This window comes from Streptomyces sp. NPDC001744 (genome assembly GCF_042892575.1).
In the GTDB taxonomy this organism is placed as follows: Bacteria; Actinomycetota; Actinomycetes; order Streptomycetales; family Streptomycetaceae; genus Streptomyces.
In genome coordinates, this window is record NZ_JBIAUG010000002.1 from 25,324 (window position 1) to 38,390 (window position 13,067).

General features: G+C 72.1%; 15 protein-coding genes. All 15 read right to left on the reverse strand.

Annotated features, from left to right (window positions below; all coding sequences use genetic code 11):
* Window positions 1-78: 78 nt before the first annotated feature.
* Complete coding sequence (locus tag ACFYZY_RS02525; RefSeq protein WP_388688828.1) at window positions 79-843, reverse strand: hypothetical protein; 765 nt, start codon at window positions 841-843, stop codon at window positions 79-81.
* A 31-nt stretch (window positions 844-874) separates the two neighbouring features.
* Window positions 875-1,516 (reverse strand): hypothetical protein, encoded by a 642-nt coding sequence (locus ACFYZY_RS02530; RefSeq protein ID WP_388688830.1) that lies wholly within the window; start codon window positions 1,514-1,516, stop codon window positions 875-877.
* Window positions 1,513-2,403 (reverse strand): relaxase/mobilization nuclease, encoded by an 891-nt coding sequence (locus ACFYZY_RS02535; RefSeq protein ID WP_388688832.1) that lies wholly within the window; start codon window positions 2,401-2,403, stop codon window positions 1,513-1,515. Before ACFYZY_RS02535 ends, ACFYZY_RS02530 begins: the two co-directional genes overlap by 4 nt.
* Window positions 2,404-2,462: 59 nt before the next feature.
* Window positions 2,463-2,873, reverse strand: coding sequence for a hypothetical protein (locus ACFYZY_RS02540; RefSeq protein ID WP_388688833.1), 411 nt, complete (start codon window positions 2,871-2,873; stop codon window positions 2,463-2,465).
* Window positions 2,874-2,979: 106 nt separating this feature from the next.
* Window positions 2,980-3,477, reverse strand: coding sequence for a hypothetical protein (locus ACFYZY_RS02545; protein ID WP_381528934.1), 498 nt, complete (start codon window positions 3,475-3,477; stop codon window positions 2,980-2,982).
* Between the two features lie 46 nt (window positions 3,478-3,523).
* Window positions 3,524-4,780, reverse strand: a complete 1,257-nt coding sequence (locus ACFYZY_RS02550; protein ID WP_388688834.1) for an MFS transporter — start codon at window positions 4,778-4,780, stop codon at window positions 3,524-3,526.
* On the reverse strand, window positions 4,777-5,799 hold the full coding sequence (locus tag ACFYZY_RS02555; protein ID WP_388688835.1) for a hypothetical protein: 1,023 nt from the start codon (window positions 5,797-5,799) through the stop codon (window positions 4,777-4,779). Before ACFYZY_RS02555 ends, ACFYZY_RS02550 begins: the two co-directional genes overlap by 4 nt.
* 24 nt (window positions 5,800-5,823) lie before the next feature.
* On the reverse strand, window positions 5,824-6,141 hold the full coding sequence (locus ACFYZY_RS02560) for a hypothetical protein (protein ID WP_388688836.1): 318 nt from the start codon (window positions 6,139-6,141) through the stop codon (window positions 5,824-5,826).
* A gap of 471 nt (window positions 6,142-6,612) precedes the next feature.
* Window positions 6,613-7,677: a hypothetical protein gene (locus ACFYZY_RS02565; RefSeq protein WP_388688837.1), complete on the reverse strand. Its 1,065-nt coding sequence runs from the start codon at window positions 7,675-7,677 to the stop codon at window positions 6,613-6,615.
* A 2-nt stretch (window positions 7,678-7,679) separates the two neighbouring features.
* The gene (locus ACFYZY_RS02570; protein ID WP_381528975.1) at window positions 7,680-8,411 is read right to left on the reverse strand and encodes a glycosyltransferase family 2 protein; all 732 of its coding nucleotides are present in this window, start codon (window positions 8,409-8,411) and stop codon (window positions 7,680-7,682) included.
* A 37-nt stretch (window positions 8,412-8,448) separates the two neighbouring features.
* A complete protein-coding gene (locus ACFYZY_RS02575) occupies window positions 8,449-9,036 on the reverse strand; it encodes a hypothetical protein (RefSeq protein WP_388688838.1) in 588 nt (195 codons plus the stop codon).
* A gap of 20 nt (window positions 9,037-9,056) precedes the next feature.
* Window positions 9,057-9,608 carry a hypothetical protein gene (locus ACFYZY_RS02580; protein WP_388688839.1) on the reverse strand — a complete coding sequence of 184 codons (552 nt, stop codon included), beginning with the start codon at window positions 9,606-9,608 and terminating at the stop codon, window positions 9,057-9,059.
* Window positions 9,605-11,095, reverse strand: a complete 1,491-nt coding sequence (locus tag ACFYZY_RS02585) for an ATP-binding protein (protein ID WP_376394925.1) — start codon at window positions 11,093-11,095, stop codon at window positions 9,605-9,607. The genes ACFYZY_RS02580 and ACFYZY_RS02585 overlap by 4 nt, the downstream gene beginning before the upstream one ends.
* Before the next feature lie 22 nt (window positions 11,096-11,117).
* Complete coding sequence (locus ACFYZY_RS02590) at window positions 11,118-11,552, reverse strand: DUF6238 family protein (protein ID WP_388688840.1); 435 nt, start codon at window positions 11,550-11,552, stop codon at window positions 11,118-11,120.
* Between the two features lie 45 nt (window positions 11,553-11,597).
* Window positions 11,598-13,049: an SCO6880 family protein gene (locus ACFYZY_RS02595; protein WP_388688841.1), complete on the reverse strand. Its 1,452-nt coding sequence runs from the start codon at window positions 13,047-13,049 to the stop codon at window positions 11,598-11,600.
* Between the last annotated feature and the right edge of the window lie 18 nt (window positions 13,050-13,067).

Here is a 13,067-nt window from a genome sequence, read left to right on the forward strand (position 1 = left end):
GCAGAACGAAGACGGCGAGGCGAGGCCGGCGGACCGGATCGAGCGGAGGAACGGACGGGCGCGGGGTACGGGCCTGCGTCACCGGTGGCGAAGGGCCGCGCGGCCACCGGGCTGGGACGCGGGAAGGGAGACATCAGCCGCGGGGCGGGGGGCCGTTCGCAGCGCCACACCGATGCCGAGGCGGGCGAGCCGGGCGCCGGCGGCCTGGACCGCGTGGCCCTGGGCGCGGGTGTCGTCGCCGGCCAGCACGTAGGCGTTCGAGGCGGTCTCCCACACGAAGCCCTCGGCGAGCAGCACCTCGGACGCGGGCCGGGCGGTGGTCGTCGCCGCGAGGGAGCCGTCCTCCCGCCAGGTCATCACGACCGTCGTGTCGGGGCGGGAAGCGGGCTGCGGGGGATTCATGACGGCGTGCCTGACCTGGGCGAGTGCGACCTCGTAGCGGGGCAGGAGGTCGGCGGTGACGGCGTGAGCGGCCCGCTCGGGATCGCCCGGCACGGCGATTCCGTCGGGCTCCCGGACCCCTTCGAACGCCTCGGCGGCGATCGATCCGGTCGGGGCGATGGCCGCCACCAGGAACTCGTCGTCGTGCAGCGGGCGGATCGTGACGTACAGGCGGGTGCCGTCCTGCCGGATCAGGTGGGCGTCCTCACACAGGACGAACTCGGCGATGGCGCCGCTGACCAGGTTGAGGTCCCAGACGTCTTCGGCGTGCCGGAACTGGTCCTCGTCGCCTTGGTGCGGGTGGTACTCGACCGTCCAGTTGCCGGGCAGGTGCTCGGCGAGGACGGTGGCGAACGATTCCAGATCGCGGTCGTCGTCGGGGAAGGATCGGGGGAGGGACATGGGCTCCTCGATGAGGGGACAGGGGGGAAGGTCATCGGGTCCGTCCGAAGGCGGTAGACGTTGGTGGAGCCGGTGGCGGGGGGTGAGGCCCGCGACGGCCCGGGGGCGTAGCGCGGTCCGCGAGGGTGGCACGTACGCTCCTCAACTCCGTTGCGAGAAGTTGCAGTTCGTGATCCGCCTCGCTGCGCAGGCGGGAACCCCAGCGCGGATCGGACGGCCTGCTGAACCGGTCGTATGCGTCGGCGAGCGCGTGCAGGACCAGACCGAGCGAGGCGACGATGCCGTCGTGCGTCGCGGTGAGCTCCGCGAGCTCGAAGGTGAGGTCGTCCACGGAGGCGGCCTCGCGGATCCGGCCGGCGAGGTTCTCGATCGCCCGGCCCGTCGTTACATAACGTGCCTCGGTGCCCTCCCAGGCGAACTCCGGAGAGGCGAGGACCCGGTACCCGGCGGCCTGGAGGCGCGCCACAGCCGTACGGGCGACGGCCTGCTCTTCCTCCGGCATGACCGTGGGGGAGAGCCGGTGCCAGGTGACCCCGCGCGTCTCCCGCAGGAAGAAGGAGCGCTCCAGGATGCCGTGGGCCAGACCGTCCCCGCCGCTCGCGGTGATCACGTCGGTCGCCAGATCGCGCACGATGACCACCGTCTGCTCGGCGTCCGCGTCCGCTGTTCTCACCGCCGCACCGACGCGGCCGGCGTAGACGTCCGCGGGAGTGTGGGCGCCGGGCCTGGGGCGGGCGGAGCGGGCGCGAGGCGGGCGGCGATCTGTCCGAGCTGATCCTGCACCCCGTGGAGGCGGCGGGCCGCCCAGAACAGGTCCCGGCCGGCGGCGGCGGTCTCGTGGCCGGGCAGGGCGGCGGCCTGGCGGCCGACCTGCTCGACGAGCTGCCGCACCGCCGCGATCGGCCCGGCCTGTTCGGCGGCCAGCTGGTTCAGGATGCCTGCGAGCGGACTTGTCGCAGCCGGAGTGCGGGCAGGTGAGGCGGCGGTCGGCCGGGTCGCCGCGGGCTCCTGCTCCTGGACGGACGGGTGTCCGGTGTGAAGAAGCAGGTCGGCTTCGATCCGGCGGGCTTCCGCCTCCAGGGCTTCGGCCAGGCGGCGGGGGGTGGTTGCCCAGGCGCCGTCGAGGCGGATGAGGTTGCCGATCAGGTCCATGCGGTTGGCCTTGTCCCGTACGGCGACCCAGCGGCAGGACCACTCGTCGCCGGGCGGAGCCAGGCCGGCCGTGCGCGCCAGTCGGTGGCCGACCTCGGACCACTCGGCCGGGGAGAGCTCCCGGTCCAGCGGATGCAGGCGCACGTACAGGTGGAGGATCGCGCGTCGGGAGCCGTCCGGGGCGGCGGCGAAGGGATGCTCGACCAGCGGATCGGCGAGGTGCTGGGCCCACTCCGGTGTCGTCCAGTACCGGCTCTCGTCGGTGTAGCGGTCGAGCTGGTCCCAGTAGGCCACCACGGTGCCGCCGGGCTCGGTCGTGAGCCCCTCGTCCGCGCTGAGGGGGCGACCGAGTGCATCGGCCAGGGCGTCGGCGGCTTCGAAGCCGCGCCGGTACAGGTGAATGATCATGTTCTCGCTGGAGGTGTCGGACTGACAGGTAGGGGGCGGAGGGATGTGGGCCTGTCCGTCTATCGGCCGACGTCAGCGACGTGGACCAGCTGGTTGAGCGCGGTCACCGAGTACCAGCGGCAGTCGACCGGCTCCTCGCCGGTCCCGACGCGCGGTATCAGGTACTCGCGCAGGGCCTGCTGGTGCACGAGGCACTCGGGGCACCGGGTGGACAGGTGCACCATGTAGCGGGGGTGGGCGGTCAGGTAGGAGCGGTGGCCGCCGTTCGGGTCGAGCAGCCGCCACCCGTTCTCGTCGGTCGGTATGTGCAGCGAGTCGGTGACCACTTTCATCGCGTCGCCCCACAGCCGCCCCTCGGCGGCCCCCTTGAAGATCATCACGTGCTCCCCGGGCCGGAAGTGCGCGTGGGTGATGTCCCGCTTCGGGGTGAGCGGGTCGTGCGGCAGGTACACGGGGCGGGTCTCAGGCACGGACGGTCCTTCCACGAGGTCGCGGGGCGGCGGTGGAAGACAAAGGGTCCGGAGAATCCCCGGTTTCGGAAACCGGGGATCCGCCGCTATATTGCGCGCTGCGCGCTTACCGGAACGGGTTCTCCGTAGGCCGGTCCCGGTCGCTCGCGGCCTCGACGAGTTCCGGCAGATCCACGCCGTCGGCGTCCCGCTGGTCCACCCACCACCCGGCCCGGGTCAGCAGCCGGACCTGCTCCTCCAGCTGCGCCCAGTCGGCTTCGTCCCAGCTCCCCTCGGTGACGAGAGCCTCGTACGCACTGGTCACGAGCTGGTGCCGGCAGCGCTCGCCCCAGCCGAGGATCTTCTCGGGACCCTCCAGCTCGGGCATGTCGAACTGAGTGGCCCACGCCGCCGCGGCGGCCTGTTCGTTGGCGCGCTTGGCGGCCAGCCACTCCGCGGTGCTCGCGGCATCGGCCTGATGCTCGGCTCGCCAGCACTCGGTGCACTTCCGTTCGGCGAGCCACCGGGCGTACCTGGCGCGCTGGTCGGCCGACCGGGTCGACATGTCGTAGGGGACGGCGTGTCCACAGCTGTGGACGACTTCGAAGGACGTGGGCACGGCCATGAAGATCTCCTTGGGTTCGAGAAGGGAAAGAGGGAAGGGGGTGTCGTCAGGCGGGACGGGCCGAAGCCCTTCCCGCGCGGTGCGCGGGAACACGGCGGTGCCGACCGCGGCGTGCGCGGGTGCCGGGTACGTAGATCCAGCTCCACGCCGCGGCGAGCACGGCGATGGTGAGCGCCGCTCCGGCGGCGGGGAGGCCGGCGCCGAGCTGGGGGTGGGTGGTGAGTTGGCCGGCGAAGGCTGTGCCCGTGGCCTGGCCGATGCCGATGGCGGCGATCAGCCACGCGTACGCCTCGGTGACAGTGCCGGCCGGGGCGAGCGCGTCCACGGTGAGGAAGGCGCTGGTCACCAGGGCCGGGAGGGCCAGACCCGGCAGGGCGGATACGGCGACGGCCGCTGCCGGTCCCGGGCTCAGCAGCAGGGGGAGCCAGCACACGGCGAAGGCGGCGGAACCCGCAACGAGCTGAGCGGTGAGACTGCCCGGCCACGCCCGTCGGCTGTAGAGCGTGCCGCCGAGGAGGCTGCCGACGGACAGTGCCGCCGGCAGGAGTCCCAGCAGCAGAGCGCTCTCGTTCCGCTCGGCAAGTGCGACGGCCCAGACCGTGTGGGCGCCGAGTGCGACGCCGGTCCCGGTCATGGCGACGAGCAGAGCGACCAGCCCAAGCGAGCGCAGGGGGCCGAGAAGCCCGGACGACGCGGCCGTGCCGGGGCGCCAGCTCCGGGACGGGGCGGCGCTCAGGACGACCGCCGCCCCGACCAGGCCGAGCATGGCTGTCGCGACCATGGCGGTGTCCGGTCCGGCGAACGTGGTGATGGCGGCGACCAGCGGGGGCCCCGCGATGAAGATCAGCCCCTGCGAGCCGGTGTCCAGGGCGAGCGCGGCGCGCTGCTGCTGAGGATCGGGCAGCACGCTCGGCCACAGGGCTCGAAGGTTGGCCTCGGCCGGCGGGGTGGAGATGCCGGCGAGGATGACCAGGGCGATGAACAGCGGCGTCTGCGTGGTCGAGTCGACGTGGGGCATGGCCAGCATCGCCAGACTGGTGACGCCGGTAGCCGTCCAGGTCACGGCCGTCTGCCCGTGCCGGTCCACGACCCGGCCGAGTGCCGGCTGCCCGAGCGCGGAGGCCAGCCCGTAAGCCGCGCACATCAGGGCGGCCGTGGACGCGGCCCCGCCCTGGTCGGCCACCAGCAGGAGGAGGACGACCGGCACCATGCCCGTCGGGAGCCGCGCGATCATGGTGCCGACCAGCAGCCGGGCCACGTACGGCTCGCCCAGAACCGGTCCCGACGTCCGTGCGGTCGTCACCTGCTCATCCCCGGCCGGCGCCCTTGATGTGGCGGCCCGGGCGGGAGGGGAGCAGGTGCCGACGGTGTGACCGAGGAGGCGGTGAAGTTCGGGTCGAGGGACTGCACCAGGTCGACGAGCAGTGTGCCCTGCTGTAGCCAGCGCTCCAGGAGCTCAACAGCTCCTTCCTCGTCCTGCGCGCTGCCTTCGGTCAGGGCTGTATCGGCTCCGCGGAGGAGATCGTCCAAAGCCTTCGGCAGCGGACCGTACACGCCTTGGCGTAGATGATGGTCGAGGCTGTACCAGCGTTGGCAGAGGTCCTCGTTCAACGCCCAGACGCGGGGCAGGGCGCCGTTTGTCCGGGCCGACCGGATCTGATCAAGGACGCGTCCTAGGAGCCGGAAGTGGGCCTGAGCCAGGGCGTGTTCGTAGGAAGGCAGGAGTGTCTCCGTGACCTTCTTCAGGACGCCGGCGACATCGGGTGCGGCGATGCTGACCGGTGCCGCCGTCCCCAGCGAGGTGAACTGCGCATCCGGAGCGAGGGCGCCGACGACGATCTGACCGTCCCACGGGCGTCGCAGCACCGCCAGTTCGAGGCCGTTTTCTGAGCGGAGGAAGGCCACTGCCGATACCTGCTCCGAGTACGACTGCATGACGTAGGACAGCGATCCCCCCAGGGAGTCCCAGAGGAAGTTCAGGCGGCTACGTGAATCCGAGGGTGAAAGCAGGCAGTTGCCGACCTCCACCGTCCAGGAGTCGTCCAGGCGTGCAGCGATGCCTCGCCCGATGTCGCTGATGAACGTCTGGCGGGTGGTGGTCACTGTGATGCCGAACCGGTTCGCGTTGGTGTAGAGCGTGTCGAGCGCCTTCTGCGCACGGTCGAGGTCGGACATCGGAAGGACGTGGATTCCTTCGGCGGCCGACTCGAAGTGCGCGAGGTCAAGGGCGATGACGGCCCAGTCGGCACCTGGCCCGCCGGGGAGGGCGACGATGCCGTCGTCAGGGCTTGAGTACAGAGTGATGTGGGCGGTAGGGGACACGGGTGTTCTCCGGAAGGCGGCGCGTCAGCGGCGGCGCGACGGAGCCGCGCGCAGGGCGGGAGCGCGGCGATGAGGCGGGGCGGGGGGAGGGGCGGAGCTGAGGCTGGAGTCGAGGACAACGGGGTACCGCGCGGTGCGGAGCATGTCGGCGGCCCACTGGGCGCGGTCGTTCTCCCAGGTCTCGCCCATGTCGAACGGGAGACGGATCCAGGGGCCTCTCAGCGTCGGCTGGGTCAGGAAGCCGGCCCGCAGGAGCAGTTCCATGGCGAGCGAGTCGACGGGGCCGGTGACTTCCACTTCGCCGCCGCGCTCACGGACGATGCGAATCGAGGCGTCGTCCACGGGTCACTGACCCCGCGAGACAGCAGCGCGAACTGGTCCGGCGGCGGGGATGGGCGCCGTTGTCGAAGGCGCGGTCGTGAGGGGGCGCTGAGGGGAACGGCTGGCTGCCGCCGCTGCGATGCGGGCTCGGCGCTCGGCCAGCCCGTTGCCTCGCGTGGGAGCGGGCGGGGCGGACTGGGCGGGATCGAGGCTGTAGTCGGCCTGGACGGCGAATCCGGCTTGGCGGAGATCGTGTACGGCTTGCCGGCCTCGTCGCCAAGGATCGTGGTCCTGCCGGGTGAGCCGGTACAGATCTGCGGTGCCGGGAACGAGCTCGAACTGCTCATGCACTAGGTACCAGTTGGCCAGATGCGGCGTGATCTCCGTTGTCGGTCGGGCTACGACACCGAGGCCGGGGTCGAGGCCGAAGTGGAAATGGGGGACATGGGGCATGTACGTCCTCGGAGTGGGAGGGGAGGAAGGAGAGCGGGCTCACCGGCCGCGACCTGAGGCGGTCGGGGCTGCGGGGGCTCGGGGAGCCGAGGTGAGCGCCCTGCGGGAGTCGGCCGCGGACGGGGGTGACAGGGTGGCCCGGGCGTGCTTCAGGAGTACGGGGGCGTCGGCGAGCCATCGGCGTACGTCGTCGGCCGACGCAGGGGGCAGCGGGGCCGGCGCCCTGAATACAGAGGGTCGGTCGCCTCGCCCCGGCCGGAGCAGAGCGGTCAGCCGGTCCAGCGCCTCGGCATCCGCCCGGTCCGGGGTGGTGGCCCACCAGACTCGGTCGAGGAGGTGCGCCGCGTGGGGGCGAAGCCGGCGGAGCACGGCCGTCGAGCTCTCGGCGTGGCCGTCACCGGCAGAGCGCCGCAGGTCTTCCAGACGTCCGTGCCCGCTCTCGACCTCCGCCAACAGGCGCTTGTGCACCGCGTGCTCATAGCGGGGAAGAAAGCTGGTCGTCACCTGGGCGGCGGCGAGCTTCGGGTATTTGGGCAACCCGATGGCCGGCGGAGCGAACGGATTGTCGTAGTTGTCGTCGAAGGTGCTGCTCGCGCACGCGCCGAGCAGGTAGCGACCTGCGGCGCCGGGCTGTTCGATCAGGAGCAGTTCCGCGCCGGTCGAGCTGGTGAGGACAGCGCCGTACGGGACGCGGCAGCGCTCCATTGCCTCGGTGAGCAGACCGCTGTCCCACAGCAGAGGGAGCCAGTCCTCCTGCCACACCGGGTGGGCGTAGACCTCGACCGTCGCTGTCCAGTTGCCGGGCAGGCAGCGCGCCAGCTTCTGGGCGTAGTCCCCCAGATACGGGTTGGAGCTGGTGGTCAGTGCGACCCGATAGAGCTTGGCGGCCTGGGCCAGCGCGGGCATCACGTCGCGCATCGTGCTGAGGTCGCGCAGGACGTGGAAGCCCGCCTTCTGTTTCTCGAAGGCGCCCGTCGAGCGGAGGGCGGTGTGTCCGTGGGAGTACTTCTCGCCCACGGGGATGGCGACCAGGCCCTCCTTGGCGCTGACACAGAGGATGATCTCGGCGTCCGGCCGTGCCTGCGGCAGTGCGGTGCCGGCCATGTTCACGCTGCCCGGGCGGCGACGAAGGCGTTGCGCAGGGCGTGGCCGTAGGCGTGGGCGTGCTGCCGGGCGGCGAGCTCCAGCTCGTCGTACTGCTCGCCCTGTGTCATCTGCCCGTCGTGCTTCCGGTACTTGTAGACGGGCAGGGGCAGCAGGACGCCGGGGGCCAGGTTGGTGACGCCGACGGCGGCCATGTAGTCCTCGCCCTGGACGAGGCCGCCCATGCCGCCGGCCGCGCGTACGAGGCGGGTGCGGGCCAGGATCGTCGTGGGCCCGATCGGGATGGTGTCCTGCGGGAGCGGCCAGTACGTGACCACGTCGCCGGCGGCGTGGAAACCGGGCGGGGTGGGGCACTCCCACACGCGGGTGGTGCCGTCCGGCAGCCAGTCCGCGCTGTACCCGGCAACCCACCCGAGGCGGTCGGTGACTGCGGCCAGCCGTACGCCCAGGCTCCAGTCGGGGAAGACGTCATCGTCGTCGGCCCAGTTCACGAACTCGGTGTTCACGAGGTTCAGGCCGAGGTTGCGGGCGCAGGCGGCGCCGACTGGACGGGGCAGGGGGAGAACCCGTACCCGCGGGTCGGCGGCGATCGGGGCAGGCACGTTTTCGGGCGGGGCGCCGTCGAGGACGAGCACGGCCTCCCACGGAACGGTCTGCCGGGTGAGGCTCGCGTGCATCTGCTCCAGGTAGAGCAGGCGGTCGGGGCGGAGCTGGGTGGCGATGACGACGGTGATCTGCGGGGCGGACAGGGATGGGCTCCTGGAGTCGGGGTCAGCGGGTGACGCGGGTCTTGGCCGGGGCCGGCAGGGGACTGGCGGGCGCGGCGACCTTCAGCGCGGGGCGGACTGGCCGGACGGGTACGGGCTGGTCGCGGCCCCACAGCGACGGGGTTCCCTGGAAGCGTGTGAGCGGGGAGGTGTCCCAGCTGACGATGGGGCCTCCGCGGTCGTCCCAGGTCAGGGCGATGACCTCGATGCCGTGGTCGTGCAGGACGTAGCCCCATTCGAGGCCGCCGGCGTTGGCCTGCGTGATGGTGATGGGCTCGGCCGGCTCGCCCGAGAGGGTGACGATGTCGTCGAGGGGGCGGCTGGGGAAGCGCTCCGCGTGCGGATCGATCTGGTTCAGCACGTGCTCGGGGGCGCCTTCCAGCAGGTCCATACCGAGCCCCGACCAATCGTGCGGGGCGTCGACGAGATGGCGGCGAAGGGCTTCGAGGTCTCCGGCGAATCGATACTGCAGACCGCCGAGCAGCAGAGGGAGCTGGTTCTCGGGGTAGCCGTCGAAGTGGCAGTAACGGCCGGCGTACCGGCTTCCGGTCGAGGGGTCGGTGGGGCGAGCGATGAAGGAACGGGTCGACAAGTTCAGCCTTCGGAAGGGTGTTAGCGGCTGGGCTTAGGGCCGGAGGACGGCGCCTCAGGCGGGGCAGGCGGGAGGCCCGGTGCGGGCTTCGACCCCGGTTGTGTAGGAGCGGGGTCGTACGTCGCCCGGAGCGCGGCGAGGTCGGCTGCCTCGGCGTCCCAGAGCGTGGACATGAGGCGGTTGGCCGCCTCCATCACCTTCCGGGACGGGGAGTCGGCTTCTGACTTCCCATACCGGCCGTTCCAGTCGGCGATGTCTGACAGGACCTGGCCCATCGACTCCAGCACGGGCCTGCAGGCTTCGATCAGGTGTCTGGTGACCGCACTGACCTCGGCGATTGTCCGGGCCTCGTTGAGTGCGACGCGATATGCGGCGGTGTCGAGAGGGACAGGCGAGCCAGTCGGCAGAGGACGCTCGGCGAGGTACGCCTCGGCGTCACGACGAGCCCATCGCAGGAGGTCGCCCTCCGTCGCCATGCCGAAGTGCGCGGCGATGATCTGTTCGGTGCTACGACCGATGTTGTCGTAGTGCTCGTAATCGGGGTGCAGGGGAACTCCAGGAGAAGGGGTCAATGCATACGGGAATCGGTGTCGAAAAGGTCCAATTCGGCTGCGTGTAGCTGATGTTGGACGACGAAGCTGCGTCCGGCGACCTTCCAGAGGCCGCGGCCCCGGCTGAGGTGGGACAGGGCTCCGGCTTCTACGGAGGTCAGGCCGAGGAGGCTGGAGGCGGCGGCGAGCTGGTCGGTCTCCTGGCGGTAGATCACGCGCGTGCTGCAGTCGGCGAGCAGGCCCTCGGCCAGGGCGCGGCTCTGGCTGCCGGCGTCGCCGGCTGAGAGCAGGTCGGACAGGCGGTGGATCACCATCAGGTTCGCGATGCCCAGGCCGCGGGAGAGCTTCCACTGGCCCTGCATGCGCATGAGGAGGGCAGGGTGGCGCAGCACGCGCCACGCCTCGTCGTAGACCACCCAGCGCCGTCCGCCGCCGGGGTCGGTGAGGGCGGCTTCCATCCACGCGGAGGCGCAGGTCATGGCGAGGACAAGCGCGGTGTCGTCGCTGCCGCCGAGGCGGGAGAGGTCGACGGTGAGCATCGGCCGGTAGGGGTCGAAGACCGTGGTCGACGGGGCGTCGAACATGCCCGCCAGGTCGCCGAAGACCAGGCGGCGCATGGCGTGGGCGAGGTCGCGGGCGGCATCTCCGAGGCGTCCGGAGAGCAGGCCGCCGGCCAGTTCGAGGCCGGGACCGTCGGCCAGGGCGTGGGCGACGTCGCCGAGGAGAGGCTCGCGGCTGGCGGCGGCGGCCCGGGCGACGGCGCTGTCGAGCGCGATGTCGAGGGCCGTGTGCTCCATGGGCAGCAGATCGCGGCCCAGGACGGTGCGGGCCAGGGAAGCAAGCAGGAGCAGACGGCGAGTGCGGACCTCTCCCGCCCATTCGGTCTGTGGGACCGAGGAGGGCCGGGGTGCGGCGTCGAGGGGGTTGAGGCGGCCGGGCAGGCCCGGGCCGAGCGCGATGGACTCGCCGCCCAAGGCCCGGGCGACGTCCGACCATTCGCCCTTGGGGTCACACGGGACGTAGACGCGGTAGCCGAAGGCGATGCTGCGCAGGGCCAGGCTCTTGGCCAGGGCGGACTTGCCCTGGCCGATCACCCCGGCGAGCAGCACGTTGGGGTTGGTGAAGCCCTCGACGCGCCCGTACAGGGAGAACGGGTCGAAGGTGAAGCTGCCTTCGGCGTGGAGGTCCTTGCCGATGTAGATGCCGTCGGCGCCCAGGCCGCCTTCGGCGAGGAAGGGGTAGGCGGCGCTGGCGACGGCGGTGGTCATGCGGTGGGCGGGGAGCTTGAGGCGGTTGCCGCGGGCGGAGGCGGGACCGGGACGTCCGGTGGGTGGGTAGAACGGCGCGGGGAAGGCTGCTTCCCCGGACTGCTGGTCGGGTCCGGTGCCGGCGGCGGTGCGGGCCCGGGCTTCTGCGCGGGCGGTCTGCTTGCGCAGAGCCCGGCGCTGGGCGCGGTCGATGCCATGCGGGGTGAACAGGGGAGTGGCGCTGGCGCGGCGGTGGGACAAGGGACGCTTCCAGTAGGACGGTTCAGGACGCGAGGTCGGCGGCGGTGGTCTTGCGCCGGATCGCGTGGACGGCGGCGAGGTGCCGCTGGCAGATGGTGAGGAAGGGCGGTCCCTCGGGAAGCCGGTCGGGCTGGCACTTCTCGTCCTCCGTGGCCGCAGGGACCAGGTGGAAGGCCGCGTGGACGGAGTCGGCGGCCTGCCACACGCGGGTGTGGGCCGTGGCCAGGTGACGTCCGGCTGCCGGGCGCTCGGGGCGGGTCTGCTCGGCGGCCTGGTCGATGAGGCGGTGCAGGGCGGTGAGGTGGGCGTGGAGCGCGTCGAGTTGGGGCCGGTCGCTGGGCTGGTCCTGGCCGGTCGCGCTCTGGGCGCGGGTGTGGTGGCGCAGCCCGGCGGTGGCGGCCCGCAGGTAGGGGTACGCGTCACCGTCGAAGGCGTCGCGGCGGTCATCAGGGGACATGGGCTTCTCGCGGGGAAGGAGGACGCCGTCGGGCGGCAGGGCGGGCTACAGGGTGCTGCGGGCGAGCGGGAGGGCCGCGGTGATGAAGGCATCGGCCTGCTGGTAGATCAGGCGCCGCAGGTCGACCTGGGCGTCGGCGGCGGCCGTCTCGATCTGGGTGCAGGCGGCGTCGAGGTCCTGGTCGGTGTCGGCGGAGACGGTGAGCAGTCCGGTGAGGGCGACGTCGGCGTGGCCGGAGATGAGCTGCTTCTCGCGGGTCTTCACGTCGGCGTACTCGACGCTGTCGGCTTCGGAGTCGACCTGTCCTCGGCGCTGGCGCTCGGAGGCGTCCGCGATGATCGCGGCCTTGCGGCGCTGGACGTCCCGCAGAGCGGAGTCGATGCCCTGGGGCGCGTAGATGAGGGAGAAGGTGCGGCGGACGCCGGCGCTGAACATCAGGCTGTGCAGGAAGCCCGGGCTCGTCTCGGTCCGCGGCCAGTTCTCGATCCAGAAGGTGGCGTGCCGGGCGCTGTCGGTGACCAGCCGGTCGGCCTCCTCGACCTGGGCGACCGGTCCGGCGGCGGCAGGGTCGGCCTCTGCCTGACCGGTGGCGGACCACTGCTGCAGGTGCGCGGTGGCGGCCGGGTCGTACGCGGTGCGCAGCACGGCGGCGATCTCCTGGGGCCCCAGCCATCCGGAGACGGTCAGGCCCGCGTTGCGGGCGGCCTGGGCGACTGAGGAGGTGGTCTGTTCCATAACGGTGAAGGCGCCGGTGAGGCCGCCGCCGGCCTGGCTGATCAGGCGCTTGGCGGCCTTCAGGTCCAGGGCGATGGCGAGGTACGCCTCGTGCGGGGCGGCGGCAGGTCCGGCCGAAGCGAGGAGTTCGGTGTAGATCTGGCCGGCGATCGGGGCATGGGGGTTGCCGTGCTCGGTCCAGTGGCGGGTGAGGCTGTCGCCGGAGTTCGGCACGGTCCGCTCCAGGACCTGCACGGTCGAGATGCGTCCGGTGCGGGCGATGCCGGCAAGGGCCCGGCCCCACGCGGATACGTTGGCGGTCTGGGTGGCCGGGTCGAGCAGTGCGAAGGCGCGGGAGCTGACGCGGGCGACGGCGGTCAGGGTCTGGGTGTGGGGGTCGTGGACGGCGGCGGCTCCGGAGTCGGCGGTGGCGACGCGCAGGGATGCGGCGGTGCCGGGCAGGTGCAGCAGCCCTTCCACTCGGGGCCGGGAGACGGGGCGGGCGCGCCACAGGGTCTGGCCGGTGCGGCGGCGGTGGGCGAAGCGTCCGGCGAGCGGCGCCCAGTCGATCAGGGAGCGGCCGTCGCGCCGTACGCCGACCAGGACGGCGGTGGTGAGCCACAGCGGAGCCAGGACGACGGCGCCGAGCAGGCCCGCGGTCACCACGGTGGCCAGCAGCACGGCGAGGGTGGAGGAGACCAGGACGAGCTGGGGGAGGGTCAGACCGAGGAGGATGCCGCGGCGCGACCGGGTAGGGAATTTGACGGTGAGAACGGAGGACACGATCGCTTCCGGGAGGGA

Excerpts from the sequence above, each read along its gene's own strand:
- ACFYZY_RS02525 (WP_388688828.1), bottom strand. The coding sequence starts at position 843 with ATGTCCCTCCCCCGATCCTTCCCCGACGACGACCGCGATCTGGAATCG.
- ACFYZY_RS02535 (WP_388688832.1), bottom strand. The coding sequence starts at position 2,403 with ATGATCATTCACCTGTACCGGCGCGGCTTCGAAGCCGCCGACGCCCTG.
- ACFYZY_RS02545 (WP_381528934.1), bottom strand. The coding sequence starts at position 3,477 with ATGGCCGTGCCCACGTCCTTCGAAGTCGTCCACAGCTGTGGACACGCC.
- ACFYZY_RS02565 (WP_388688837.1), bottom strand. The coding sequence starts at position 7,677 with ATGGCCGGCACCGCACTGCCGCAGGCACGGCCGGACGCCGAGATCATC.
- ACFYZY_RS02590 (WP_388688840.1), bottom strand. The coding sequence starts at position 11,552 with ATGTCCCCTGATGACCGCCGCGACGCCTTCGACGGTGACGCGTACCCC.